The sequence below is a fragment of the Streptomyces sp. NPDC051064 genome (assembly GCF_044455985.1).
GTDB lineage: Bacteria > Actinomycetota > Actinomycetes > Streptomycetales > Streptomycetaceae > Streptomyces.
In genome coordinates, this window is the sequence record NZ_JBITFK010000012.1 from 39740 (window position 1) to 63121 (window position 23382).

A 23382-nucleotide genomic window follows, 5' to 3' on the forward strand; every position below is an offset into this window, starting at 1 on the left:
GAAGTGGTCCTCCCGGACAGGGGTGGATTTCTCCGGACCGAGTGGCGCCCGCGACGGACGGCCAGCGTGCTCAGTGGTTCCTTGCCCCACGGAGCCTGCGGGCCTCACCGGCCCGGTCCAAGTTTTCTGTCACTCTCACCTGGAGAGTGCTAACGCCAATGATTAGCACTCGACCCCTACGAGTGCAAGCGTCACCCTCGGGATGTGGACAACCTTCGGGCGGACGAGGACGCACGTGAGGCCCGTATCCCTGGCCGGGGTACGGGCCTCACGTGCGTGAGTAGTGTCGTCGGACGACCGCGCCGAGCTCAGCCGACGGCGAGCTTGACCATGTCCGCCTGCGGCCCCTTCTGGCCCTGCGAGATCTCGAATTCAACTCGCTGACCCTCTTCGAGGGTGCGGTACCCGTCCATCTGGATCGCGCTGTAGTGGACGAAAACATCCGCACCACCGTCGACCGCGATGAAGCCGTACCCCTTCTCCGCGTTGAACCACTTGACGGTGCCCTGAGCCATGCCTAACTCCCCTATTACTGGCCCTTGCACGAGCACCGCACTTCGCGGGCCCGGGTCAGAACTCACCCTCCGACAGGAGAGGGTGGCGTGCGCCGGAACGCGTCGACCGCGGCCGAATGTATCTGCCCAACTGCCCTCTGCAACAGGTCAATCGGACGAGAATTCTGGGCACGGGTGACCGCACGCAATGGGGGAACTCATAAGATTCCAGGGCAAGTCGGGCCTGACAAAGGCCACTTATGCCACAAGGAGTTCACTTACTTTGGCTGCTTCTTGTCGCGGCCGGGCGCATTCTCATATGCGGGCGGCACGGGCAGCTGCGGGGACTTCCCCAACTGTACCGTGCTCAACCATGCAGAATGACCCCCTCCGCTTCTCGCGGAGGGGGTCATATCGCTCACGCCGTGCGGTCGGGCCGCCGGTCGGGCCCGTGACCGTGTCGGGAGATCAGCCTCCGGCGACGGCCGGGATGATCGAGACGCCCGCGCCGTCCGGGGTGACCGCGTCCAGGCCGCCCTCGAAGCGCACGTCGTCGTCGTTGACGTACACGTTGACGAAGCGGCGCAGCTTGCCCTGGTCGTCCAGGACACGGGCGCCGATGCCCGGGTGGTTCTGCTCCAGGGACGCGATGACCTCGGAGAGGGTCGCACCCTCGGCCGGGACCTCGGCCTGACCGCCCGTGTAGGTGCGGAGGATGGTGGGGATACGGACCTTGACGCTCATGTGGGTGCCTTCCTTCGGTCTCGGGTGTCAGTTGGCGGCGGCGAGGCCCGCGTCGCGGAACGCGTCCAGGCTGGGCCGGATCGTCGCCGACAGGCCGGTCGTGGGGGCGACCGCGTCGAGCGTCTTCAGTCCGTCGCCGGTGTTCAGGACGACGGTGGTGAGGGCCGGGTCGAGCAGGCCGGCGTCGATCAGCTTCTTCGTCACACCGACCGTCACCCCGCCCGCGGTCTCCGCGAAGATGCCCTCGGTGCGGGCCAGCAGCTTGATCGCGTCGACCACCTGCTCGTCGTTCACGTCCTCCACGGCGCCGCCGGTGCGCCGGGCGATGTCCAGGACGTAAGGGCCGTCGGCCGGGTTGCCGATCGCCAGGGACTTGGCGATGGTGTTCGGCTTCTGCGGACGCACGACGTCGTGGCCGGCCTTGAAGGCGGTGGAGACCGGCGAGCAGCCCTCGGCCTGGGCGCCGAAGATCTTGTACGGCTTGTCCTCGACGAGGCCGAGCTTGATCAGCTCCTGCAGCCCCTTGTCGATCTTCGTGAGCTGCGAGCCGGACGCGATCGGGATGACGAGCTGGTCGGGCAGCTGCCAGCCGAGCTGCTCACAGATCTCGTACGCCAGGGTCTTGGAGCCCTCGCCGTAGTACGGCCGGAGGTTGACGTTGACGAAGCCCCAGCCCTCGCCGAGCGGGTCGCCGATGAGCTCCGAGCAGAAGCGGTTGACGTCGTCGTAATTGCCCTCGATGCCGACCAGCTCGCCGCCGTACACCGCGGCCATGACGACCTTGCCCTGCTCCAGGTCGTGCGGGATGAACACGCAGGAGCGGAAGCCGGCGCGGGCGGCGGCGGCGCCCACCGCACCGGCGAGGTTGCCGGTGGAGGAGCAGGAGAGGGTGGTGAACCCGAAGGCGCGGGCGGCCTCGACGGCGATGGCGACGACACGGTCCTTGAAGGAGTGCGTCGGGTTGCCGGAGTCGTCCTTGACGTACAGACCACCGGTCACGCCCAGCTCGCGGGCCAGGTTGTCGGCCTTGACCAGCTTGGTGAAACCGGGGTTGATGTTGGGCTTGTCCGCGACATCGGCGGGGACCGGCAGCAGCGGCGCGTAGCGCCAGATGTTGTTCGGGCCCTCGGCGATGCGCTTCTTCAGCTCTTCGGGGGAGCCGCTCGGCAGGTCGTACGCCACTTCGAGCGGCCCGAAACAGGACGCACAGGCGAAAATGGGGCCGAGCTCGAAACGCTCGCCGCATTCGCGGCAGGAAAGTGCCGCGGCGGGACCGAGGTCCACTGCGGAGGTATTGGTGTCGGCTGCAACTGTCTGCACGGCCATGATGGCGGAGGCCCTTTCTCCTCATCTTCCTTGCGACGTATTTCGCCACAAGACGGAATTGGCACCTTCCCCACCGTGACCTCGCGGTCGGCAGGAGGGTTGCCGGGACTTCAACGGGCCGTTCCCTCAGTCCCTCTGGATGAGCGCTATGGCACCGGACCATGGATCCGGGCGTTTATTCGCGGACCGACCCCGACATGCGAGGGTCATCCGCGTTGTTCAAGACTGTAACCGAAGCACCGGACGATTGAGATAGTCGTCCGAACCGCGAGATGGATCACATACAGGGAGTATCGACCGTGCTGGAAGAGGTGGAACGCTGGCTGACCAGGCGTTCCTGGTCTGCTGCCGACCTCCCGCTGGACCGGCTCACGGCCGCGCGGGCGAAGGATCCGCACCGCTCGCGCGTGAGCGTCGTCCTGCCCGCGCTGAACGAGGAGGCGACGGTCGGAGCGATCGTGGCGGAGATCCGGCGCGAGCTGATGGAGAAGGTCCAGCTCGTCGACGAACTGGTGGTGATCGACTCCGGATCCACCGACGCCACCGCCGACGCGGCGCGGCTGGCCGGCGCCCGGGTCGTGCACCGGGACGCGATACTCCCCCGGATCCCCGCCCTCCCCGGCAAGGGCGAGGTCCTGTGGAGATCACTGCTGGTGACCAGCGGGGAGATCGTCTGCTTCGTCGACGCCGACCTCAAGGACTTCTCCGCCGACTTCGTCTCCGGGATCGTCGGCCCGCTGCTGACCGACCCCTCGGTGCACTTCGTGAAGGCCATGTACGACCGGCCGCTGGGTGACGCCGCAGGCCAGGGCGGCCGGGTGACCGAACTGGTGGCCCGCCCGCTGCTCAATCTGCACTGGCCGAGCCTGGCCGGCTTCGTCCAGCCGCTGGGCGGCGAGTACGCGGTGCGGCGCTCCCTGCTGGAGCAGCTCCCCTTCCCCGTCGGTTACGGAGTGGAGCTGGGCCTGCTCGTCGACGCGCTGCACACGGTCGGCCTGGACGCGCTGGCCCAGGTCGACGTCGGCGTACGCAAACACCGCCACCAGGACGGCCAGGCACTCGGCCGGATGGCGGCCACGATCTACCGGACGGCGCAGCTGCGGCTCTCCCGGGGGACCCTCGTGCGCCCCGAGATCACCCAGTTCGAGCGGGGGCCCGACGGATTCGTCCCGCGCACCCATGCGGTGGACACCGAGGAACGCCCCCCGATGCGCGAGATCGCGGAGTACGCCTCGCGAAACGCGGCGTAACGGTTCTTCCCGCCCGGCTCCGCACACGCTTCACGTTTGGCGGCTTCCCGAACGGGCTAGGTTCGGGTACATGGTCTCCGAGCACGCTGCCCAGGTACTCGTCGCGTCCAACCGCGGCCCGGTGTCGTACACACGGCGGGAGGACGGCACACTCGACTCGAAGCGGGGCGGGGGCGGGCTCGTCTCCGGCCTGAGCGCCGTCGACGACAAGCTGTGGGTGTGCGCCGCCCTCGGTGACGGCGACCGCGAGGCGGTCCGGCGCGGTGTCTCCGAGCCCGGCGTCCGGATGCTCGACATCGACGCCGGGGTCCACGAAGACGCGTACAACGGCATCGCGAACTCCGTGCTCTGGTTCGTCCACCACATGATCTACGAGACGCCGGTGGAGCCCGTCTTCGACGCGGAGTTCCGCCGGCAGTGGGCCTCCTTCGAGGCGTACAACCAGGCCTTCGCCGAGGCGCTCGCCGAGGAGGCGGGCGAGGGCGCGGCGGTCCTGGTGCAGGACTACCACCTCTCGCTGGTCCCCGGCCTCCTGCGCGAGCTCCGGCCCGACCTGCGGATCGGGCACTTCTCGCACACCCCCTGGGCGCCCGTCGACTACTTCCGGCTGCTGCCCGACGACATCGGCGAGCAGCTGCTCAACGGAATCCTGGGCGCCGACCGCGCCGCGTTCCTCACCCGGCGCTGGGCGGACGCCTTCATCAGCTGCTGCACGGAGATCCTCGGCGGCACCGGCCACACCCGGATCGGGGTGCACGGGCTGGGCGCCGACGGGGACTTCCTGCGCCGCCGCTCCCACGAGGCGGACGTGGACGACCGCATGGAGATCCTGCGGGAGCAGGTCGGCGCGGACCGCCGCACGATCGTGCGGGTGGACCGCACGGAGCTCTCCAAGAACATCGTGCGCGGCCTGCACGCCTACCGTGCGCTGCTGGAGGAGCGCCCCGAATGGCGCGAGCGGGTGGTGCACATCGCCTTCGCCTACCCCTCCCGGCAGGACCTCACGGTCTACCGCGACTACACGGCGGAGGTGCGGCGGGTCGCCGACGCGATCAACGCGGAGTACGGCACCGAGGGCTGGACCCCGGTCCTGCTCCACGTCGACGACGACTTCGCCCGCTCCCTCGCGGCGTACCGGCTGGCTGACGTGGCCCTGGTCAACCCGATCCGCGACGGCATGAACCTCGTCGCCAAGGAGGTCCCGGTCGTCTCGGACCACGGCTGCGCGCTGGTGCTCTCCCGCGAGGCGGGGGCGTACGAGGAGCTGGGCGAGGACGCGATCGTGGTCAACCCGTACGACGTGTCGGCCACGGCGACGGCGCTGCACGAGGGGCTCACGATGGACCCCGACGAGCGCGGCGCCCGCTCGAAGCGCCTGGCCGCCGCCGCCACCGCGCTGCCACCGCAGCAGTGGTTCCTGGACCAGCTGGACGCGCTGCGCGCCTAGGACTGTGTGAGGCGCCCGGCGATGGAGCGGAGCAGTTCCGCGACCGCCGCCGGGCCCGACAGCAACAGGTCGGCCCGCTCGGCCAGTTCGGGGACCTCGGTGCCGCTGCACACCAGCAGACCTGCGGTGCCCCGGGTGCGGAGCTTCTCCACGGCGGCGTACGCGGCGAGGTCGCCGAGGTCGTCGCCTGCGTAGAGCACCGTCTCGGCGCCGGTCTCCTTCACGTACTCCTCGAGCGCCACGCCCTTGTCCATGCCCGGCGGGCGCAATTCCAGGACGAGGCGGCCCGGTTCGACGATGAGGCCGTGACGCGCGGCCAGGCTGCCCAGGGGAACGCGCAGGGCCTCGAAGGTGGCCTGCGGATCGGCGGCGCGGCGGGTGTGCACGGCGACCGCGCGGCCCTTCTCCTCGATCCAGGTGCCGCTGTCGGCGCCCGCCTCCGCCAGCACGGCCGGGAGCTCGCCCCGGACGGCTTCGACTCCGGGGTCCTGGGCCGGGGCGTGGGCGGACCCGGTGGCGGCGTCCCAGCGTTCGGCCCCGTAGTGCCCGAGGACGACGAGGTGGTCCAGGCCGCGCACCCCGGCGAAGCCGCCGTGGCGGACGGCGGTGTAGGCCGGGCGGCCGGTGATCACGGCGACGGCGGCGACCTGGGGAGCGAGCGCGGAGAGGGCCGGGACGACACCGGGGTGCGCCCGGGACCGCTCCGGATCCGGGACGATGTCGGCGAGCGTGCCGTCGAAGTCCAGCGCGACGACCGCACGGGAGGGACGGGCCAGGAGTGCGGCGAGGCCTTCGCGGCCGGCCTGGGTGGACGGGGTCGGGATGGGGTGTGCCGAATTGCCCATGGTCCGAGCGTAGCTGTGAGCAGGGCCAAATCCAGCCCCGCGCCGGCGTTCGAGGCGCTGGGTCCGGGACGGAGCCCCGGCAGGCCCGGGACTCAGCGCCGCCCCCGCCTCGCGTCCCGGACCCGCCGCAGCCGGTTCACCGTCACGGGGTCCGCCTCCAGCGCCCGGCGGTCGTCCAGGAGCGCGTTGAGCAGCTGGTAGTAGCGGACCGGCGAGATGCCCAGGTCTTCCCGGACGGCCCGCTCCTTCGCACCGGGGCCCGGCCAGGAGCGCCGCTCCAGGGCCAGCACCGCGCGTTCCTGGTCGGAGAGCGGGGCAGTGGAGTCCGCTTCGTCAGCGGGAGGGCCGGTCATATGAACCAACCTACCTACTCTGCACTCTCCGCCTGCCGGGCCTGGGACGCGATGTCCACCAGCACGCTCTCCGGGCTGCCGCCGGGCTCGACCGCCGAGCCGATCTTCTCCTTGATGCTCTCGCTGGCCTGCGCCCACGACGTCTTGCCGAACGGGTACAGCTGCGAGTTCGGCAGCGCCGACAGGAACTCGCGCAGCTGCTTGTGCTTGCTGTCCGCCTCCATCGCGGCGGACGCGGTGCCGGTCACGGGCAGCAGGTCGTACTGGTCGGCGAAGGCGAGCACGTTCTCGTCCGTGTAGGCGAAGTCGAGGAACTTGCCGATCTCCGCCCGGTGGCCGTTCTGCTTGAAGCCCATCATCCAGTCGGCCACGCCCATCGAGCCCTCGGTCGGCCCCTCGATCCCGGGCAGCGGGACCATGCCGACCTCGACGCCCTTCTTCTCGGCCTCCTGCATCAGCGTCGGGTGGCCGTTGAGCATGCCGACGTCACCCTTGGTGAACGCCTCGAAGGCCTTCGCCCGGTCGAGCTTCCCCGGGGCGACGGGGCCGGTGAGGCCCTTGCCCACGAGGTTGTTCTTCAGCCACTTGAAGGTCTCTATGTTGGCCTGGGAGTCGATGTTGTAGTTGCCGACCTCGTCCGTGTAGCCGCCGCCCCCGCTGAGCAGCCACATCAGGGTCTCGGCCTGGGACTCCTCCTGACCGAGCGGCAGCGCGAAGGGGTAGGTCACGCCGCGCTGCTTGAGCGCGGTGGCGTCGCTCTCGATGTCGTCCCAGGTCTGCGGTGCCCCGAGGCCCGCCTTGGCGAAGAGGCCCTTGTTGTAGAAGAGGAGCCGGGTGCTGGCCACGAACGGGAGGCCGTACAGAGTGTTGTCGACCTCACCCGCGTCGGTGAGCGAGGGCAGGAAGTTGGACCCGGTGCGGATGGCGATCATCTCGTCGGCGGCGTAGAGCTTGTCCGCCTTGGCGTAGTCGGCGTACGCGCCGATCTGCGCGATGTCGGGGGCCTCGCCGGCCTTCACCATCTCGGCGACCTTGCGGTCGACGTCCTTCCAGGAGTAGACGCTGACCTCGACCTTGATGTCGGGGTTGGCCTTCTCGAACTTCCCGGCGACGTCGTCCCAGTACTTCTGGGAGCTGTTCTCCGCACTCGTGCCGTAGTCGGCCGCCACCAGTCGCAGGGTGACGTCGCCGCCCCCGGTATCCGAACCGCACCCCGACAACGTTGCCGTCATCCCGAATGCGGCCACCACCGCGGTCAGACCCACATAGCGCCGCTGCACAGCCTTGCCCATCCCTACATTGGTCGACGCGGACACCGCCGTTCCCGACGGCGATCCGCGATCCTGCCTCACGACCGCATGGAGGTCTACACCACCTGCGTATCGATTCGGCAATCTAGCAGGACCGTTTTGTATGGGTGCTCAACAAACCACGCTAGTGGACTAGACCTTTTAGGGGTCGGCGGGCGAAACTGTCTCCGTGAGACACGTCATCGCCCTCGATGTGGGCGGCACAGGAATGAAGGCCGCTCTGGTCGGGGCCGACGGCACCCTGCTCCACGAGGCGCGCCGGGCCACCGGCAGGGACCGCGGCGCCGAAGCCGTCGTGGAGACGATCCTCGGCTTCGCCGAGGACCTCCGCGCGTACGGCGAGGAGCACCTCGGCGAGAGTGCCGTCGCCGCCGGGGTCGCCGTGCCCGGCATAGTCGACGCGGAACGCGGGATCGCCGTCTACTCCGCCAACCTGGGCTGGCGCGACGTGCCCCTGCGTAAGCTGCTCGGCGAACGGCTCGGCGGCGTACCCGTCGCGCTCGGCCACGACGTCCGGGCCGGCGGCCTCGCCGAAGGACGGATCGGCGCCGGCCAGGGAGCGGACCGCTTCCTGTTCGTGCCCCTGGGCACCGGGATCGCCGGCGCCATCGGCATCGCGGGCACCATCGAGGCGGGCGCCCACGGTTACGCGGGCGAGATCGGCCACATCGTGGTCCGCCCGGACGGCCCGGACTGCGGCTGCGGCCAGCGCGGCTGCCTGGAGACCCTTGCCTCGGCCGCCGCCGTGTCCAGGGCCTGGGCCGCCGCGTCGGGAGACCCCGACGCGGACGCCGCGGACTGCGCCAAGGCCGTGGCCTCGGGCGACCCGGCGGCCCTGCGCGTGTGGCGGGACGCCGTCGACGCGCTGGCCGCGGGGCTGGTCACCGCGCTCACCCTGCTGGACCCCCGCACGCTCATCATCGGTGGCGGTCTTGCCGAGGCAGGGGAAACCTTGTTCACACCACTGCGTGCGGCTGTCGAGGAACGGGTCACGTTCCAGAAGCTGCCTCACATCGTCCCGGCGGCCCTCGGGGACACCGCCGGATGCCTGGGCGCAGGGCTGCTCGCCTGGGATCTACTCGCCACGGAGGTTTCCGCCTGATGGCCGGACGCGCAGACAGCACGGTTCTCGCAGGTGCCCGGGTGGTGCTTCCCACCGGCACCGTCGAGAACGGCCGGGTGATCGTCGAGGGCACCCGGATCGTCGGCAGCACGCGGGAGGACGCCCGGACCGTCGACCTCTCGGGCCACTGGGTGGTCCCCGGATTCGTGGACATCCACAACCACGGCGGCGGTGGCGCGTCCTTCGCCACCGGCACCGCCGAGGACGCCCTGACCGCGGTGCGGGCGCACCGCGCACACGGCACGACGACCGTCGTCGCCTCGACCGTCACCGGCGAGATGGACTTCCTGGCCCGACAGGCCGGCATGCTCTCCGAACTGGTCGAGCAGGGCGAGCTCGCCGGAATCCACTTCGAGGGCCCCTTCATCTCCCCGTGCCGCAAGGGTGCCCACAGCGAGGGCCTCCTCCGCGACCCCGACCCCGCAGAGGTCCGCAAGCTGCTCGACGCGGCGCGCGGGAGCGCCAGGATGGTCACCCTCGCCACCGAACTCCCGGGCGGCATCGAGTCCGTACGGCTGCTCGCCGAGCACGGGGTGATCGCCGCCGTCGGCCACACGGACGCGACGTACGAGCAGACCGTCGAGGCGATCGACGCGGGCGCCACCGTCGCCACCCACCTCTTCAACGCGATGCCCGCCATCGGCCACCGCGCGCCCGGCCCGGTCGCGGCGCTCCTGGAGGACGAGCGGGTCACCGTCGAGCTGATCAACGACGGCACGCATCTGCACCCCGCCGCCCTGGAGCTCGCCTACCACCACGCGGGCGTCGGCCGGGTCGCGCTGATCACCGACGCCATGGACGCGGCCGGTGGGGGCGACGGCTTCTACGAGCTCGGACCGCTCGCCGTCGAGGTCAAGGACGGTGTCGCACGCCTGGTGGAGGGCGGTTCGATCGCGGGCTCCACCCTCACCCTGGACACCGCCTTCCACAGGGCCGTGACCGTCGACCGGATCCCCGTCGACGACGTCGTCCGGTCCATCTCCGCCAACCCGGCCCGGCTCCTCGGCGTGTACGACCGGGTCGGCTCACTGGACCCGGGCAAGGACGCCGACCTGGTGGTCCTGGACGCGGACTTCGCGCTCAAGGGCGTCATGCGCCGGGGCGAGTGGATCGTGGAGCCCCCGGTCGGCTGACCGGCCGGGCCCGCCGACGGGCGGGCGGTTGAACACGTAACGAAGAGACGGCGGTTGTCCCGGAACCCTGGGACGGCCGCCGCCTCTTTGGCATGATCACCAGGGACGGCGCCGCGGGGAGACGGCGCGTGGGCACGGACGATCAAGGAACCGGGGGCCGGTACAGGTGATACTGACCGTCACGCTGAACACGGCACTCGACCTGACCTACGCCGTCCCCGCACTCGTCCCCCACACCAGCCACCGCGTCGACGACGTGACCGAGCGCCCCGGCGGCAAGGGCGTCAACGTGGCCCGGGTGCTCTCCGCGCTCGGCCACGAGACCGTGGTGACCGGCTTCGCCGGCGGCGCCACCGGTGCGGTCCTGCGCGAGCTCCTCGGCGCGCTCCCCCACCGACCCACCGACGCGCTCGTCACCGTCGCGGGGAACACCCGCCGCACCCTCGCCGTGGTCGACCGCTCCAGCGGTGACACCACCCAGCTCAACGAACCGGGCCCGCACATCGGAACCGGCGAATGGGCGGCCTTCCTCGGCACGTTCGGAGAACTCCTCCCCGGGGCCGCGGCCGTCGCCCTCTGCGGCAGCCTGCCCCCCGGCGTCCACGTCGGCGCGTACGCGGACCTCGTACGGCTCGCGCGCGCGGCCGGCGTCCCCGTGCTCCTGGACACCGACGGGGAACCCCTGCGCCGCGGCATCGCCGCCCGCCCCGACCTCGTCAAGCCGAACGCCGACGAGCTCGCCCGGCTCACCGGCGCCCGCGAACCCCTGCGTGCCACCCGCGACGCCCGCCGCCGGGGCGCGCACAGCGTCGTCGCGTCGCTGGGCGCGGACGGGCTCCTCGCCGTCACCGCCGACGGCGTCTGGCGGGCCGCACCTCCGACCGCCGTGCGGGGCAACCCGACGGGCGCGGGCGACTCCGCCGTGGCCGGACTGCTCTCCGCCCTCGCCGAAGGGCTCGGCTGGCAGGACCGGCTGACCCGCGCGGTGGCCCTGTCCACGGCTACCGTGCTGGCCCCGGCGGCCGGCGAGTTCGACCGCGCCGCCTACGAGGACCTGCTGACCCGCGTCGCCGTCGAACAGCACGCACCGGCGGCCTGAACGGCCCCCCGGAACGACCGCGTCCCGGCTCGCGCTGGGCGCGATGACCGGGACGACGGTGGTGCTGGATCTCCAAGCGTTTCCTGAGCGGCGGATCAGTCCTTGACGTGCCCCGACTTCAGCGACAGCTGGTCGAGGTTGGCGTCACACGAGTCGCCCTCGTTGCAGGACAGCATCAGGGTGTTCGACCCCTTGTCGAGCTGCACGTACGCGTACGTGTTCGTCCAGCCCTTCTCCAGGTCGCCCTCCGCGGCGTTCGCGAAGTTCTTCATGTTGATCGAGCGCGGGTCCTCGTCGTTGACCGTGAGGGACGTCTTGGCGTCCTTGCCCGGCACCCCGTACGTCACATACAGCGTGTACGGGCCGCTCTCCGGCACATCGACGGTCCAGGTGGCCGACCGGCCGACCTCGTTGAGGCTGATGTACTGGCCGTTCGCGCTCTTGGCGCCCTTGACCGTGCTGTCCAGGGACGCCGTGCCCCCGAGCGTCAGCGTCGCCGCGTCCTGCTTCGGCAGATCGACGGACTCCTGCGACGGCTTCTTGGACTTCTCGGGCTTCGGGGAGTCCCCGACCTCGTCGGCCGGACCCGCCGACGACCCGGCCTCGTCCTTCTTGCCGTCGCTGTCGTCGCCCGTCATCAGCGCCGCGCCGATGCCGATGAGCACGACCGCGACCACCGCGACGGCCGCGATCAGCAGCGCCTTGGTGTTGGGGCCCCCACGGCCGGGACCGCCGTTCCCGCCGGGCACCGACCCGTGCTGCGCGGTCACCGCACCGCCGGGGTAGGTCTCCGGCGCCGCGTACTGCGGGTTCGGCTGGCCGTACTGGGGCTGCTGGCCGTACTGGGGCTGCTGGCCGTACGCCTGCTGCGGCGGTACCTGCCCGTACTGGCGCTCACCGACCGTCCGCACCTGGTTGTACGACGTTCTGGGCACGCCGGGCTGCGCGGCCGGACCGGGGTAGCCGTATCCACCCTGCCCGGGCGGCTGTGCGCCTGCCGCCCGCCCGTCCTCGTACAGATAGCCGAACGGATCGTCGTCCTCGGGCTTGCTCGCGCCGTTGTTTCCGGCCGTCATCCCTGGGTCACTCCTCACCATGTCGCCAGCCGTCGCCGACCGGCCGAGCCTACCCCGAACGGAGCACGCGTCGAATTGCTCTCGGTCCCCCGGAAAACCGGGCGGTGTACGGGGACAGCCAGGGCGTGAACGTCAGCCGGCTCTGCGGTGAACCTTCGATCGGGACCGCTTTTCCACATACATCCGCTGGTCGGCGGAGTGCAGGACCTCTTCCTCGGTCATGCCGCACTCGGCCCAGCCGATACCGAAACTCGCCCCGACCCTGACTGCCCGGCCGTCCACCCGGATGGGCGGAATAATGGCGTTACGCAAGCGTACGGCCAGATCCGCGGCATCTGCGGCCCCGAGACCGTCCGCGAGGACGACGAATTCGTCACCCCCGAGCCGCGCGACCGTGTCACCGTCCCGTACGCACGTCGTGAGCCGCCGGGCGACCTCGATGAGAACCGCGTCACCCGCGTGATGCCCGAAGCGGTCGTTGATGGACTTGAAGCCGTCCAGGTCGCAGAAGAGCACCGCGAGCCCCTTGGTGCCGTCGTCGCGGTCCGGGTCGGGCGCCACGGTGTGCACATGGTGGTCGTAGGGGCCGACGCCCGGGGCGATCTCCCCCTCGTAACCGTCCGCCCGGTAGCCGTGCGCCGCGCTCTCGACATCGCCGTAGGCCGCGTCCAGCGCCTCGATCGCGCTGGAGGCGACCGAGTGAGGCCTCTCACACAGCCGCGCGCCGAGCCGGGAGCGCAGCTCGGCACTGTTGGGCAGACCGGTGAGCGCGTCGTGCGAGGCACGGTGCGCGAGGTTCAGCTCGTTGCGCTTGCGCTCCTCGATGTCCTCGACGTGGGTGAGCAGGAAACGCGGCCCGTCGGTGGTGTCGGCGACGACGGAGTTGCGCAGCGAGACCCAGAGATAGGTGCGGTCCCTGCGCCCGAGCCGCAGCTCCGCCCGCCCTCCCTCGGCGGACGTGCGGAGCAGGGTGCCGATGTCCTCGGGGTGGACGAGGTCGGCGAAGGAGTAGCGGCGCAGGACGGACGCGGGGCGCCCCAGGAGTCGGCAGAGCGCGTCATTGGTGCGCAGCAGCCTGCCGTGCTGGTCGCCGCCCATCTCGGCGATGGCCATGCCGCTGGGGGCGTACTCGAACGCCTGGCGGAAGGATTCCTCACTGGCGCGCAGCGCCTGCTGTTCGCGCTCGAGCCTGACCAGTGCGCGCTGCATGTTTGCTCGGAGACGAGCGTTACTGATCGCAATCGCCGCCTGGGAGGCGTACATCTGGAGGGCCTCACGGCCCCAGGCGCCGGGGCGGCGGCCGTTGCGCGGCCTGTCGACCGAGATGACCCCCAGGAGGTCCAGACCTCCGCCGGAGGCGTACATGGGGGCGTAGAGGCGGTCCAGGGGGTGCCACTCGTCCTCGAAGCGGGGCTCGGGCCCCTCGGTGTGCCACTGCGGTACGTCGTCGTCGAGGAGCACCCAGCCCTCGGTGTGGGGTATGAACCGGAGCTCGTCCCAGGCCTCGCCCATCGACAGCCTGCGCTCCCAGGACTCACGGGAGCCGACACGGCCGGTGATCAGGGCTTCCGCGGCGCTGTTGCCGGCGAAGGCGGCGACCACGAGATCACCGTCGGGACGGACGAGGTTCACGCAGCCCAGCTCGTAACCGAGGCCGGTGACGATGCCGTCGGCCACGGACTGCAGCGTGTCCGCCAGGCTCCGCGCCGTATTGAGATCAGCGACGGCCTGGTGCAACTGCCGCATGGTCGCAAGGCGGACGTACGGCTCCGACTCGGCCTCCATTGCTCGCACTCCCTGAGACCTCGACAGCAACTCCAGGTTTCATATCGACGTACTTGTTGCACTGTCACGGCCACTGAATCACAGTGAGCTGTGCAGCCGGTACACAGGGTCAACAAATATTGCTCTCTGTGACTCAAGTCACAACAGATGATAAAAGCTGTCCGAGGCGTCTCCTGGGACTCCTTTTATTTACCGAACGCAAATCGGCACACCTGGGACGGTGGTCCTAGGACCCGGCTGGTCCCCTGGCCCGATGCGACAGGGCGTACCGCGGCACTAGCGTGCCCCGTGTGCTGCAGAAGACTCCCCCCGCCCCGCGCCCCGAAGCCGACCCCCATGCTGAAGGGGTGAGCAACGACGAATTCCGCGCCGCCCTGTCCAGACTGGCCGCCGGGGTGGTGCTGATCACCGCCCAGGAGCCGCCGCTGGACGAGGACGGCCGGGGCGAGGACGTCGGGATGACCGCGACGGCCTTCATGTCGGTGTCCCTGGACCCCCCGCTGGTCATGGTGAGCCTGCGCAACGACTCACGGATGGACGACCTTCTGGCCGAGCAGCCGCAGTGGGCGGTGTCGGTGCTCGCGGAGAACCAGCGGAGCATCGCCGGCCGGTTCGCCATGAAGGGGCGGATCAGCGACCGGCTGCTGTTCGCGGACATCCCCTGCATACGGGGCGAGGTCACGGAGGCGTTCCTGGTGGAGGGGGCACTGGCCACCCTGGAGTGCCGCACGGAGCAGCGCGTCCTGGCCGGGGATCACACGCTGGTGATCGGCAGGGTGCTGACGGCCTCGCTGCCGAGCGCGGACGGAGAGCCGCTGACGTACTTCAAGGGCCGCTACCGGCAGCTGGGCTGACCGGCACGCCCGCGGATCTCCGTGAGGCCGTCACCAGTCGCGGCCGGAGCGCCCGCGCTTCGTGTCGCCCCGCTGCTTCTTCTCGCGCAGCCTGCGCTCGTTGATGCCGCGCGGAATCTTCTTCTTGAGGCGCGGCTTGGGCGGCGGGGCCGTGGCCTCCGCCAGGAGCGCCGCGAGCCGCACGGCGGCCGTCTCACGGTTGCGCCACTGGGAGCGGTGCTCCGAGGAGCGTACGGACACGACACCGCCGACCAGCCGGCTCGCCAGACGTTCGAGGGCCCGGGCCTTCCACACCTCGGGCAGGGCCTCGGTCGCCGCGAGGTCGAAGCGGAGCTCCACCTGGGAGTCGCTCGTGTTGACGTGCTGCCCGCCGGGCCCGGAGGACCGCGAGAAACGCCACATGAGTTCGGCCTCCGGCAGGGAGACCGAACCGCGGATGACATAGGGCCCGGACATGACACCCATGTTCCCTGGCGTACGACCGGTTCGTCACCTTGTTTTGCGAGCGTTCGGCCAGAATTTCGGCAAAGAAAGTAAAGGGAACAGGAACCTCGTGGTCTCTTGTCTGCGTTAGGACGGGTGACGGTAGCTTTCGTGATGGCACGAAGCCCGCACACGACGAGGAAAGGGACTTCCCATGGCTGTAAGCCTGTCCAAGGGCGGCAACGTCTCGCTCACCAAGGAGGCCCCGGGCCTGACCGCCGTCACGGTCGGCCTCGGCTGGGACGTCCGCACCACCACCGGCACCGACTTCGACCTCGACGCCTCGGCGATCGCGGTCAACACCGCCGGCAAGGTCTTCTCCGACGGCCACTTCGTCTTCTTCAACAACAAGGCGACGCCGGACCAGACCATCGTCCACACCGGTGACAACGTCACGGGTCAGGGCGAGGGCGACGACGAGCAGATCAACGTCAACCTCGCGGGCCTCCCGGCGGACATCGACAAGATCGTCTTCCCGGTCTCCATCTACGACGCCGAGGCTCGCAGCCAGAACTTCGGCCAGGTGCGGAACGCCTTCATCCGCATCATCAACCAGGCCGGCGGCACCGAGATCGCCCGCTACGACCTGAGCGAGGACGCCGCCACCGAGACCGCCATGGTCTTCGGCGAGCTCTACCGCAACGGCGCCGAGTGGAAGTTCCGCGCCGTGGGCCAGGGCTACGCCTCGGGCCTGCGCGGCATCGCCCAGGACTTCGGCGTCAACCTCTGACGTAGACGCCTTACCCACGGGAACCCCCGCCCGACTCAGGTCGGCTGGGGGCTCCCGTGCGTTCGCTTCATATAGCGGACACGAACGCACTCCAGCCGGACAAGAACTGGTCAAAAACTTGTGAGGTAATTGTCGGCGTCCCGTCAAAGCTGTCCGTTCGGTGGCACGCTCTCCGCTCGTAACCCCCACAGGAACGAGCAACGGAGAAGGCATGACCCCCCACATGAACACCCGTCGCGCCGCCGCCCTGGCCGCAGTTGCCGCGATGGTCGTCGTCGGAGTCCAGACGGGTACGGCATCGGCCGGTTCCCGCGCCGCGGATGACACCGCCTCTTCCGCCGGCGCCACCGCCCTCGGCGTGAACACGGCCGCCCACCGTGCCACCGCCCTCCGGGCCGCCCAGGCCGACGCCTCGTCGGCCGCCGAAACCCTCGGGCTCGGCAGCCAGGAGAAACTGATCGTCCGTGACGTGATCAAGGACGCCCACGGCACCGTCCACACCCGTTACGAGCGCACCTACGCCGGGCTGCCGGTCCTCGGCGGTGACCTCGTCACCCACACCGCCGCCGACGGCACCTCCAAGGGCGTCGACAAGGCCACCGAGGCCCGCATCGCCGTGCCCTCGACCCAGCCGAAGCTGAAGGCCGCGGCCGGCGCGCGCACGGTCGTCTGGGCGGGCAGCGGCAAGCCCGCCCTCGCCTTCGAGACCGTCAAGAACGGTGTCCAGAAGGACGGCACCCCCAGCCGGCTCCACATCATCACCGACGCCACGACCGGCAAGCGCCTGCACAGCTACGAGGCCGTCGAGACCGGCACCGGGAACAGCCAGTACAGCGGGAAGGTCACGCTCTCGACCACCCAGGGCGGTTCGGGCTTCGAGCTGACCGACGGCGACCGGGGCGGGCACAAGACGTACGACCTCAACCAGGGCCAGACCGGCACCGGCGACCTCGTCACCGACGCCGACGACACCTGGGGTGACGGCACCGGGAACGACCGCCAGACCGCGGCGGTCGACGCCCACTACGGAGCCGCCACGACCTGGGACTTCTACAAGTCCGAGCTCGGCCGCGACGGCATAGCCGGGGACGGCCGCGCCGCGTACTCCCGCGTCCACTTCAGCACCGGCTACGTCAACGCCTTCTGGGACGACAGCTGCTTCTGCATGACCTACGGCGACGGGGCCGACGACAAGAGCGCGCTCACCGCGATCGACGTCGCGGGCCACGAGATGAGCCACGGCCTGACCTCGGCCACCGCCAACCTCGACTACGCGGGCGAGTCCGGTGGCCTCAACGAGGCGACCAGCGACATATTCGGCACCTCCGTGGAGTTCTTCGCCGACAACGCCACCGACCCCGGTGACTACCTCATCGGCGAGAAGATCGACATCAACGGCGACGGGACGCCCCTGCGCTACATGGACGAGCCGAGCAAGGACGGCGGCTCGGCGGACTACTGGGACTCCGGCGTCGGGGACCTCGACGTGCACTACTCCTCCGGTGTCGCCAACCACTTCTTCTACCTGCTGGCCGAAGGCAGCGGCGCCAAGACCATCGACGGTGTCGACTACGACTCCCCGACCGCCGACGGCTCGACGGTCACGGGCATCGGCCGCCAGAAGGCCTACCAGATCTGGTACAAGGCGCTCTCCGTCTACATGACGTCGAGCACCGACTACGCCGGAGCCCGCGAGGCCACCGAGAAGGCTGCCACCGACCTGTTCGGTGCCGACAGCGCCGAACTGACGGCCGTCCAGGCCGCCTGGAGCGGCGTCAACGTCAAGTAACCGGAGCGCCACCGGGAGCCGGTCAGCCTCTGGCGGGCCGGCTCCCGCCGTTGAGCCAGGTGTCCCACACCTCCGTCAGGTCCAGGCCCGACTCCTTCCCGACGTACGCGGTGAAGTCGGCCGTCGAGGCGTTGCCGTGCCGGTGTGCCGTCAGCCAGCCTCTGACCAGGCCGAAGAAGGCCTCGTCGTCGTCCATCTCCTGCCGGATCCTGTGGACGACCATCGCACCGCGGCCGTACACCGGAGGCCGGGACAGATCGGCGGCGCCCGGCGGGCGGGCGGCCGGGAAGGCCCAGTTCGCCTCGTCGGCGTACGCCTTGCCGAAACTCTCCGCCACGGGAACGCCGTCGTGGTCCTCGCTCCAGAGCCACTCCGCGTACGTCGCGAAGCCCTCGTTGAGCCACATGTCCCGCCAGCTCGCGGGCGTGACCGAATTGCCGAACCACTGGTGGGCCAGCTCGTGGACGAGCAGCCCGGTGTCCGGCGGGCCGGGGAAGAACGGCCGGTTCTGGGTCTCCAGCGCGTACCCCGCGTCCCCACGGCGGCCCACGACCGCCCCGGCCGAGGAGAAGGGGTACGGCCCGAACAGCTTCTCCCCCCACGCGACGACCTCCGGAATCCGGGCGAGCACGGGGGCGCTCGCTCCGGCCACGTCCGGGTCGACGGCGGTGACCACCGGCAGGCCGTTCCCGGTGGCCGACTCCCGCACCGTCCAGCGGCCTACCGCGACGGTCGCGAGGTAGCTCGCCATGGGTTCGCGGACGCGCCAGTGGAACGTCGTGCGCCCCCGTGCCGTACGACGGGACGTCAGCTCGCCGTTGGAGACGGCGGTCCGCCCTTCCGGGACGGTGACTCCCACGTCGTACGAGGCCTTGTCACCCGGGTGGTGGTTCCCGGGGAACCAGGCCATGGAGCCGGTCGGCTCCCCCAGCGCCACCGCTCCGTGCGCGGTCCTCAGCCAGCCCTCCTCGGAGCCGTCCGGATCGGTCACCGTGCGGGGCGAGCCGGCATAGCGCACGACGGTGCGGAAGGTGGATCCCTCACGGAGGCGGTCCGCGACAGCGCGGTCCGGACGCAGCGTCAGCTCCGATCCCGCCCGGTTCACGGCGGCGGGGCGGCCCTCCACCGTCGCCGAGACGACCTTCAGCCCGGTCAGATCCAGGTTGAACGCGCTGAGGTCCTGGGTGGCCCGGGCGGTGATCACGGCCGTGCCGCTCAGCCGGCCCGCCGTGGAATCGACGTCGAGGGACAGTCCGTAGTGCGTGACGTCGTAGCCGCCGTTGCCGAGCCGGGGGAAGTACGGGTCACCCACCCCGGCCGCACCCGGTGTCCACCCGCTCCCGCCGAGGCCCGCCGTGCAGCCCGGGACCAGGGTGAGCACAGCCAGCAGCAGGGCGCCGCCGCGCGCGGTGCGGCGTGCCGCTGCTGCTGTCGGCTGTTCCACGCCGCCGATCCTAAGAGCTCGGGGGCGCCGCCCCGCTACTTCGAGACGGCGGCGACGCCCGCCGCGGCGAACTTCTCGTCCAGGTCGCCGCTCGGGGCCCCCGCGACGCCGATGCCCGCCACCGGAGCGCCCTTGGCCTGCACGGGTGAGCCGCCCGCCAGGAACAGGGTGCCGGGGATGTCCTTCAGGTTCGGGGCCTGCTCCAGGCGCTTGACCAGCTCGGAGGTGGGCGCGTTCCAGGAGACGGCGGTGTACGCCTTCCTCACGGCCGACTCGGGGGACTGCGGGCCCGCACCGTCGCCGCGCAGGGTGACGAGGGTGTTGCCGTTACGGTCGACGACGGCCACCGAGATCCGCTGGTTCTCCTTCTTCGCGGCGTCCAGAGCGGCCTGCGCGGCCTTGGTGGCGGCTGCGACGGTCAGGTGCGTGGACTGCTGGAGATTCCGGTCGGAGGCGTCGGCCTTCACGGCGGCGGCGGGCGCGGCGGCCGGCGTGGACGCGTTCGCGGACATCGCGCCGAAGGTTCCGGCGCCCAGGGCGGCTGCGGCGACGGCACCGGTCAGGGCTCGGGTGCGCAGCGACATCTTCTTCATGGTGGTCTCCGTAAGGTGTTCGTCGGCTCTGTCTCGAACCGTCCGGCTTCCTGCTGTCGATCCTCCGGCCGGATCCGGGCCCGCCCGGTCGGCGTACCGGCTGGAAGCCGCACCCGGATCGGCTGACCGCCCCGTCAGCCGATCGGTTGATGCGGAGGCGGCCCCGCGGGGTGACCATGGGGTGTCCGCGCAGGTCAGCAGCGCGGTGCTGAGGGAGCACAGGTCACGGTCGAGGGAGCGCGGGTACGAGGTGCGGCGGAACGGAAGCGGTCCGGACACGGAGCGGACGGCAGTGCCGGACGCGGCGGGTGACCCGGACGCCCGGGGGATGGCCCTCCTGATGCACGCCGCGTTCTTCCTGCTGCTCGGCGCCTCCCTCGCGCGCTTCCTGATGCGCCACCCCGGCGAGACCCGTACCCCCTGGATCATCGCCCTGTCGGCCGTGCTCGCCGTGCTGTACCTCGTCGGACCGGTGCTCGGCTCCCGCCCCACCCCCCGACGGCTGACCTGGCTCGGCGTCCTCGTCGTGGTGTGGATGGTCCTGGTCGTCCTCGCACCGAGCTTCGCGTGGTGCGCCGTCCCGCTCTTCTACACCGGCCTGCGCATCCTGCCGCCGCGCGCCGCCCTCGCACTCGTCGCCCTGCTCACCGTCTTCGTCGTCGCCGCACAGCTGCGGCTCGCCACGGGCTTCGACCCGAATCTCGTCCTGGCCCCGCCCGCGGTCGCCGCCGTCGCCACGGCCGTCTTCGTCCACATGCGGCGCCAGGCCGTCCGCCAGCGGGACCTGGCCGCACGTCAGCGCGAACTCATCGACGACCTGCTGCGCACCCGCAGGGAACTCGCCGCCACCGAACGCCGGGAAGGCACCCTCGCCGAACGCCAGCGGCTGTCCATGGAGATCCACGACACCCTGGCCCAGGGCCTCTCCAGCCAGCAGATGCTGCTCCAGGCCGCCGACCGTTCCTGGGACACCGACCCGGCCGCCGCCCGCCGCCACGTCCTGACGGCGACGGGCATCGCCGAGCGCAACCTCGCCGAGGCACGCCGCTTCGTGCACGACCTCGCCCCGGCCGACCTCGCGGAGGGCGGCGGGCTGGACGCGGCGCTGCACGCGCTCGCCGCCCGGGAGACCGCCCAGGCCGGAGGCCGCCTCACCGTCCGCTGCCATGTGGAGGGCGTGCCGGCCGCCGCGCTGCCCGACCGGGTGCAGTCGGCCCTGCTGCGGATCGCGCAGGGCGCCCTCGCGAACATCACCGAGCACGCCGAGGCCACCGTCGCCGCGCTGACCCTCACCCACCTCGGTGACCGGGTCGCCCTCGACGTCGCCGACAACGGCCGGGGCTTCAGCCCCGCCCGGACGGCGCCCCGCCCGCCCGAAGGCGTACGCGGCCACGGGCTGCCGGCGATGCGGGCCCGGGTCCAGCAGCTCGGCGGCACCCTGACCATCGAATCGGCGCCCGGCGAGGGCACGGTCCTGTCCGCCGCCGTGCCTCTGTCCCGGACCACCCCGCCGCCCCCGGAGGAACGCGCATGACCCCGCCCGTGAGGCCCGTACGGATCCTGCTCTGCGACGACCACGCCGTCGTACGGGCCGGGCTGCTCGCCCTCCTCGGCGGCGAACCCGACATCGAGGTCGTGGGCGAGGCGGGCAGCGGTGAGGAGGCCGTCGCCCTGGCCACCCGGCTCGGCCCCGACGTCGTCCTCATGGACCTCCAGCTGGGCCCCGGGATCGACGGCGTCGAAGCCACCCGCCGCATCGCCGCCGGAGCCGGCACCGGAGCCGGCACCGCCAACGTGCTCGTCCTCACCACGTACGACACCGACGCCGACATCACCCGCGCCATCGAGGCCGGGGCCACCGGTTACCTGCTGAAGGCCGAACGCCCGGAGGAGCTCTTCGCCGCGATCCGCGCCGCCGCGCAGGGCCGCACGACTCTCTCCCCGCCGGTCGCCAGCCGGGTCATGGCCCGGATGCGCAGCCCCCGGCCCACCCTCACCGAACGCGAACTCGACATCCTGGGCCAGCTCTCCCAGGGCCTCGGCAACCGTGACATCGCGCGGGCACTCTTCATCAGCGAGGCCACCGTCAAGACCCACCTGGGCCGGATCTACGAGAAGCTCGGCGTGGACACCCGGGCGGGAGCCGTCGCCGTCGCCAAGGAACAGAGGCTGCTCCCGTAAGCCCCCGCCGGCGAGCGGCGCGGGGCGCTCGCGCGGCATGACACCATCGAACCGTGCTCGACATCGGCTACTCCCTCTCCCGGCGCTTCCCGGACCCCCCGCAGACCGACTACCGCCGCGCGGACGTCCACGCCCTGCGGCACGACCTGTTCTCCGGGGACGTCTACCTCGCCGACACCAAGGCCGACCGCGAGGTGTCCACAGCCTGGGGATGGGTCCCCGTGCTCGACTTCGCCTGGGCACTCTGCGACATCGTCGAGCAGATCGACCGCGACCCCCGGGGCAACCGCTCGCACCGCCAGCAGTACGCCGAACTCGACTTCACCGAATCGTCCGACCGCATGCTCTTCGAGCGCCGCTTCGGCTGGGTGGACGTCGAGGCCGACTGGATGCCCGGCGACGAACCGCCGCTCACCTTCAGCCACTCCCTGCTGCGCCGCGAGGCCCGCGACTTCCTGCACGACCTCATCGCCGACCTGGCCGACATGCACGAAGGCCTCGCCGACAACCCCGTCGTCTGGGACCTCCAGGCCCGCTTCCCCCGCCTCTGACGGGCCCGCCAGTAGGCCTACGCCTCCACCCGCACCCCGATCTGCGCCGCGAACGCCGGAGCCAGCTCCATCAGCTGGGACGGACTGATCACCGCCCCCGCCAGCCGCTCCACACCCCGCGCGATGTCGAGCTCCGCGACCGTCCGCAGATCGACGGACTCCATCCGCACCGCACTGAAGTCGGCACGCTTCAGCACACAGTCCCGGAACTCCACCCGGACCAGCTGCGCCTCCCCGAAATCCGGCTCCGAGAGCACACACCCCTCGAACACGACGTCCTTCAGCCGCGCCTTGCGAAGATTCAGGTAATCGATCTTCCCGCCCCGCACCAGCACCCGCTCCAGCACCGCGCCGTGCAGCTGCGCCCCACCCAGCCGCGCGTCCAGGACCTCCACATCCCGCAGCGACGCCCCCGCGAGATCGGTGCCCACACCCCGCACCCCCGACAGCACCGAGTCGATGAACCTGGCACGCACCAGCTCCGTACGGTCCAGGGCGCAGCCGCGCAGCTCGCAGTCCATGAAGCGCGCCCCCGGACCCGACGCGTCGGCCAGGTCCGTCTCCCCGAACCGCACCCCGTCGTAGTCCCCGTCGGGCTCCAGGCCCTCCCCGTCGTACTCCACGAGGGGCGGGAGCCGGACCTCCGGCCGCCGCGCCTCGGCCACCCCGTCCCTCGCGCCCGCGCCCCTGCTGCTCCTGTTGCCTGTACGTGCCATGCCCCCCATCGTGACGCACACGACTGACATCGATGCTGATACTCAGGTCCCGGTGT

At 71.0% G+C, this 23382-nt stretch carries 23 protein-coding genes and 1 riboswitch; of the genes, 11 read left to right on the forward strand and 12 right to left on the reverse strand.

Annotation, left to right across the window (positions count from 1 at the left end; genetic code table 11):
• Nucleotides 1–308: 308 nt before the first annotated feature.
• The 3 genes from ACIBCU_RS34035 to thrC form a co-directional block, all read right to left on the reverse strand.
• Nucleotides 309–515, reverse strand: a complete 207-nt coding sequence (locus ACIBCU_RS34035) for a cold-shock protein (RefSeq protein WP_003967346.1) — start codon at nucleotides 513–515, stop codon at nucleotides 309–311.
• Between the two features lie 447 nt (nucleotides 516–962).
• Nucleotides 963–1238, reverse strand: coding sequence for a MoaD/ThiS family protein (locus tag ACIBCU_RS34040; protein WP_099174090.1), 276 nt, complete (start codon nucleotides 1236–1238; stop codon nucleotides 963–965).
• Between the two features lie 27 nt (nucleotides 1239–1265).
• On the reverse strand, nucleotides 1266–2564 hold the full coding sequence (gene thrC / locus ACIBCU_RS34045; protein ID WP_362936305.1) for a threonine synthase: 1299 nt from the start codon (nucleotides 2562–2564) through the stop codon (nucleotides 1266–1268).
• A gap of 18 nt (nucleotides 2565–2582) precedes the next feature.
• Nucleotides 2583–2710: riboswitch (SAM riboswitch) on the reverse strand.
• A gap of 153 nt (nucleotides 2711–2863) precedes the next feature.
• Here thrC and ACIBCU_RS34050 point away from each other — a divergent pair.
• Together ACIBCU_RS34050 and ACIBCU_RS34055 are read left to right on the forward strand one after the other, a co-directional pair.
• A complete protein-coding gene (locus ACIBCU_RS34050; RefSeq protein WP_399236443.1) occupies nucleotides 2864–3814 on the forward strand; it encodes a glucosyl-3-phosphoglycerate synthase in 951 nt (316 codons plus the stop codon).
• 70 nt (nucleotides 3815–3884) lie between these two features.
• The gene (locus ACIBCU_RS34055) at nucleotides 3885–5261 is read left to right on the forward strand and encodes a trehalose-6-phosphate synthase (protein WP_399236211.1); all 1377 of its coding nucleotides are present in this window, start codon (nucleotides 3885–3887) and stop codon (nucleotides 5259–5261) included.
• Here the strand turns inward: ACIBCU_RS34055 and otsB are convergent.
• The 3 genes from otsB to ACIBCU_RS34070 form a co-directional block, all read right to left on the reverse strand.
• Nucleotides 5258–6106: a trehalose-phosphatase gene (gene otsB / locus ACIBCU_RS34060; RefSeq protein ID WP_399236213.1), complete on the reverse strand. Its 849-nt coding sequence runs from the start codon at nucleotides 6104–6106 to the stop codon at nucleotides 5258–5260. The genes ACIBCU_RS34055 and otsB overlap by 4 nt on opposite strands.
• Before the next feature lie 92 nt (nucleotides 6107–6198).
• Nucleotides 6199–6459, reverse strand: coding sequence for a DUF3263 domain-containing protein (locus tag ACIBCU_RS34065; protein ID WP_399236215.1), 261 nt, complete (start codon nucleotides 6457–6459; stop codon nucleotides 6199–6201).
• Between the two features lie 14 nt (nucleotides 6460–6473).
• Nucleotides 6474–7751, reverse strand: coding sequence for an ABC transporter substrate-binding protein (locus tag ACIBCU_RS34070; protein WP_399236217.1), 1278 nt, complete (start codon nucleotides 7749–7751; stop codon nucleotides 6474–6476).
• Between the two features lie 226 nt (nucleotides 7752–7977).
• On the opposite strand from ACIBCU_RS34070, the gene ACIBCU_RS34075 reads away from it, so the two are divergent.
• The 3 genes from ACIBCU_RS34075 (at nucleotide 7978) to ACIBCU_RS34085 (ending at nucleotide 11124) form a co-directional block, all read left to right on the forward strand.
• Complete coding sequence (locus ACIBCU_RS34075; RefSeq protein WP_399236445.1) at nucleotides 7978–8871, forward strand: ROK family protein; 894 nt, start codon at nucleotides 7978–7980, stop codon at nucleotides 8869–8871.
• Entirely contained in the window at nucleotides 8871–10025 is a 1155-nt protein-coding gene (nagA, locus tag ACIBCU_RS34080) for an N-acetylglucosamine-6-phosphate deacetylase (protein ID WP_399236219.1), read from the forward strand. Before ACIBCU_RS34075 ends, nagA begins: the two co-directional genes overlap by 1 nt.
• Before the next feature lie 166 nt (nucleotides 10026–10191).
• Nucleotides 10192–11124 carry a 1-phosphofructokinase family hexose kinase gene (locus ACIBCU_RS34085; RefSeq protein ID WP_399236221.1) on the forward strand — a complete coding sequence of 311 codons (933 nt, stop codon included), beginning with the start codon at nucleotides 10192–10194 and terminating at the stop codon, nucleotides 11122–11124.
• Between the two features lie 95 nt (nucleotides 11125–11219).
• On the opposite strand, the gene ACIBCU_RS34090 is transcribed toward ACIBCU_RS34085, so the two are convergent.
• Together ACIBCU_RS34090 and cdgB are read right to left on the reverse strand one after the other, a co-directional pair.
• Entirely contained in the window at nucleotides 11220–12200 is a 981-nt protein-coding gene (locus ACIBCU_RS34090; protein WP_362936281.1) for a carbohydrate-binding protein, read from the reverse strand.
• Nucleotides 12201–12332: 132 nt separating this feature from the next.
• Nucleotides 12333–13985 carry a diguanylate cyclase CdgB gene (gene cdgB / locus ACIBCU_RS34095; protein WP_362936278.1) on the reverse strand — a complete coding sequence of 551 codons (1653 nt, stop codon included), beginning with the start codon at nucleotides 13983–13985 and terminating at the stop codon, nucleotides 12333–12335.
• 347 nt (nucleotides 13986–14332) lie between these two features.
• Between cdgB and ACIBCU_RS34100 the strand changes: the two genes are divergently transcribed.
• Entirely contained in the window at nucleotides 14333–14839 is a 507-nt protein-coding gene (locus ACIBCU_RS34100; RefSeq protein WP_362936275.1) for a flavin reductase family protein, read from the forward strand.
• 30 nt (nucleotides 14840–14869) lie between these two features.
• Here ACIBCU_RS34100 and arfB read toward each other — a convergent pair whose 3' ends face one another.
• Entirely contained in the window at nucleotides 14870–15304 is a 435-nt protein-coding gene (gene arfB / locus ACIBCU_RS34105; RefSeq protein ID WP_187355791.1) for an alternative ribosome rescue aminoacyl-tRNA hydrolase ArfB, read from the reverse strand.
• A 172-nt stretch (nucleotides 15305–15476) separates the two neighbouring features.
• Here arfB and ACIBCU_RS34110 point away from each other — a divergent pair, with 172 nt between their 5' ends.
• Both ACIBCU_RS34110 and ACIBCU_RS34115 read left to right on the forward strand, forming a co-directional pair.
• Nucleotides 15477–16052, forward strand: a complete 576-nt coding sequence (locus ACIBCU_RS34110) for a TerD family protein (protein ID WP_104787851.1) — start codon at nucleotides 15477–15479, stop codon at nucleotides 16050–16052.
• 211 nt (nucleotides 16053–16263) lie between these two features.
• A complete protein-coding gene (locus ACIBCU_RS34115) occupies nucleotides 16264–17841 on the forward strand; it encodes a M4 family metallopeptidase (RefSeq protein ID WP_399236225.1) in 1578 nt (525 codons plus the stop codon).
• Between the two features lie 22 nt (nucleotides 17842–17863).
• Here the strand turns inward: ACIBCU_RS34115 and ACIBCU_RS34120 are convergent, their stop codons facing one another.
• Nucleotides 17864–19285 carry a M1 family metallopeptidase gene (locus ACIBCU_RS34120; RefSeq protein ID WP_399236227.1) on the reverse strand — a complete coding sequence of 474 codons (1422 nt, stop codon included), beginning with the start codon at nucleotides 19283–19285 and terminating at the stop codon, nucleotides 17864–17866.
• 35 nt (nucleotides 19286–19320) lie between these two features.
• Entirely contained in the window at nucleotides 19321–19878 is a 558-nt protein-coding gene (locus tag ACIBCU_RS34125; RefSeq protein WP_362936264.1) for a heme-binding protein, read from the reverse strand.
• A gap of 181 nt (nucleotides 19879–20059) precedes the next feature.
• Between ACIBCU_RS34125 and ACIBCU_RS34130 the strand changes: the two genes are divergently transcribed.
• Genes ACIBCU_RS34130 through ACIBCU_RS34140 form a run of 3 tightly spaced genes read left to right on the forward strand, consistent with a single transcriptional unit; the run spans nucleotide 20060 to nucleotide 22610 of the window.
• A complete protein-coding gene (locus tag ACIBCU_RS34130; protein WP_399236229.1) occupies nucleotides 20060–21412 on the forward strand; it encodes a sensor histidine kinase in 1353 nt (450 codons plus the stop codon).
• On the forward strand, nucleotides 21409–22059 hold the full coding sequence (locus ACIBCU_RS34135) for a response regulator (RefSeq protein ID WP_399236231.1): 651 nt from the start codon (nucleotides 21409–21411) through the stop codon (nucleotides 22057–22059). The genes ACIBCU_RS34130 and ACIBCU_RS34135 overlap by 4 nt, the downstream gene beginning before the upstream one ends.
• A gap of 53 nt (nucleotides 22060–22112) precedes the next feature.
• Nucleotides 22113–22610, forward strand: a complete 498-nt coding sequence (locus ACIBCU_RS34140) for a hypothetical protein (protein ID WP_033297163.1) — start codon at nucleotides 22113–22115, stop codon at nucleotides 22608–22610.
• Nucleotides 22611–22627: 17 nt separating this feature from the next.
• Here ACIBCU_RS34140 and ACIBCU_RS34145 read toward each other — a convergent pair whose 3' ends face one another.
• Nucleotides 22628–23335 (reverse strand): pentapeptide repeat-containing protein, encoded by a 708-nt coding sequence (locus tag ACIBCU_RS34145; RefSeq protein ID WP_399236447.1) that lies wholly within the window; start codon nucleotides 23333–23335, stop codon nucleotides 22628–22630.
• Nucleotides 23336–23382: the final 47 nt, after the last annotated feature.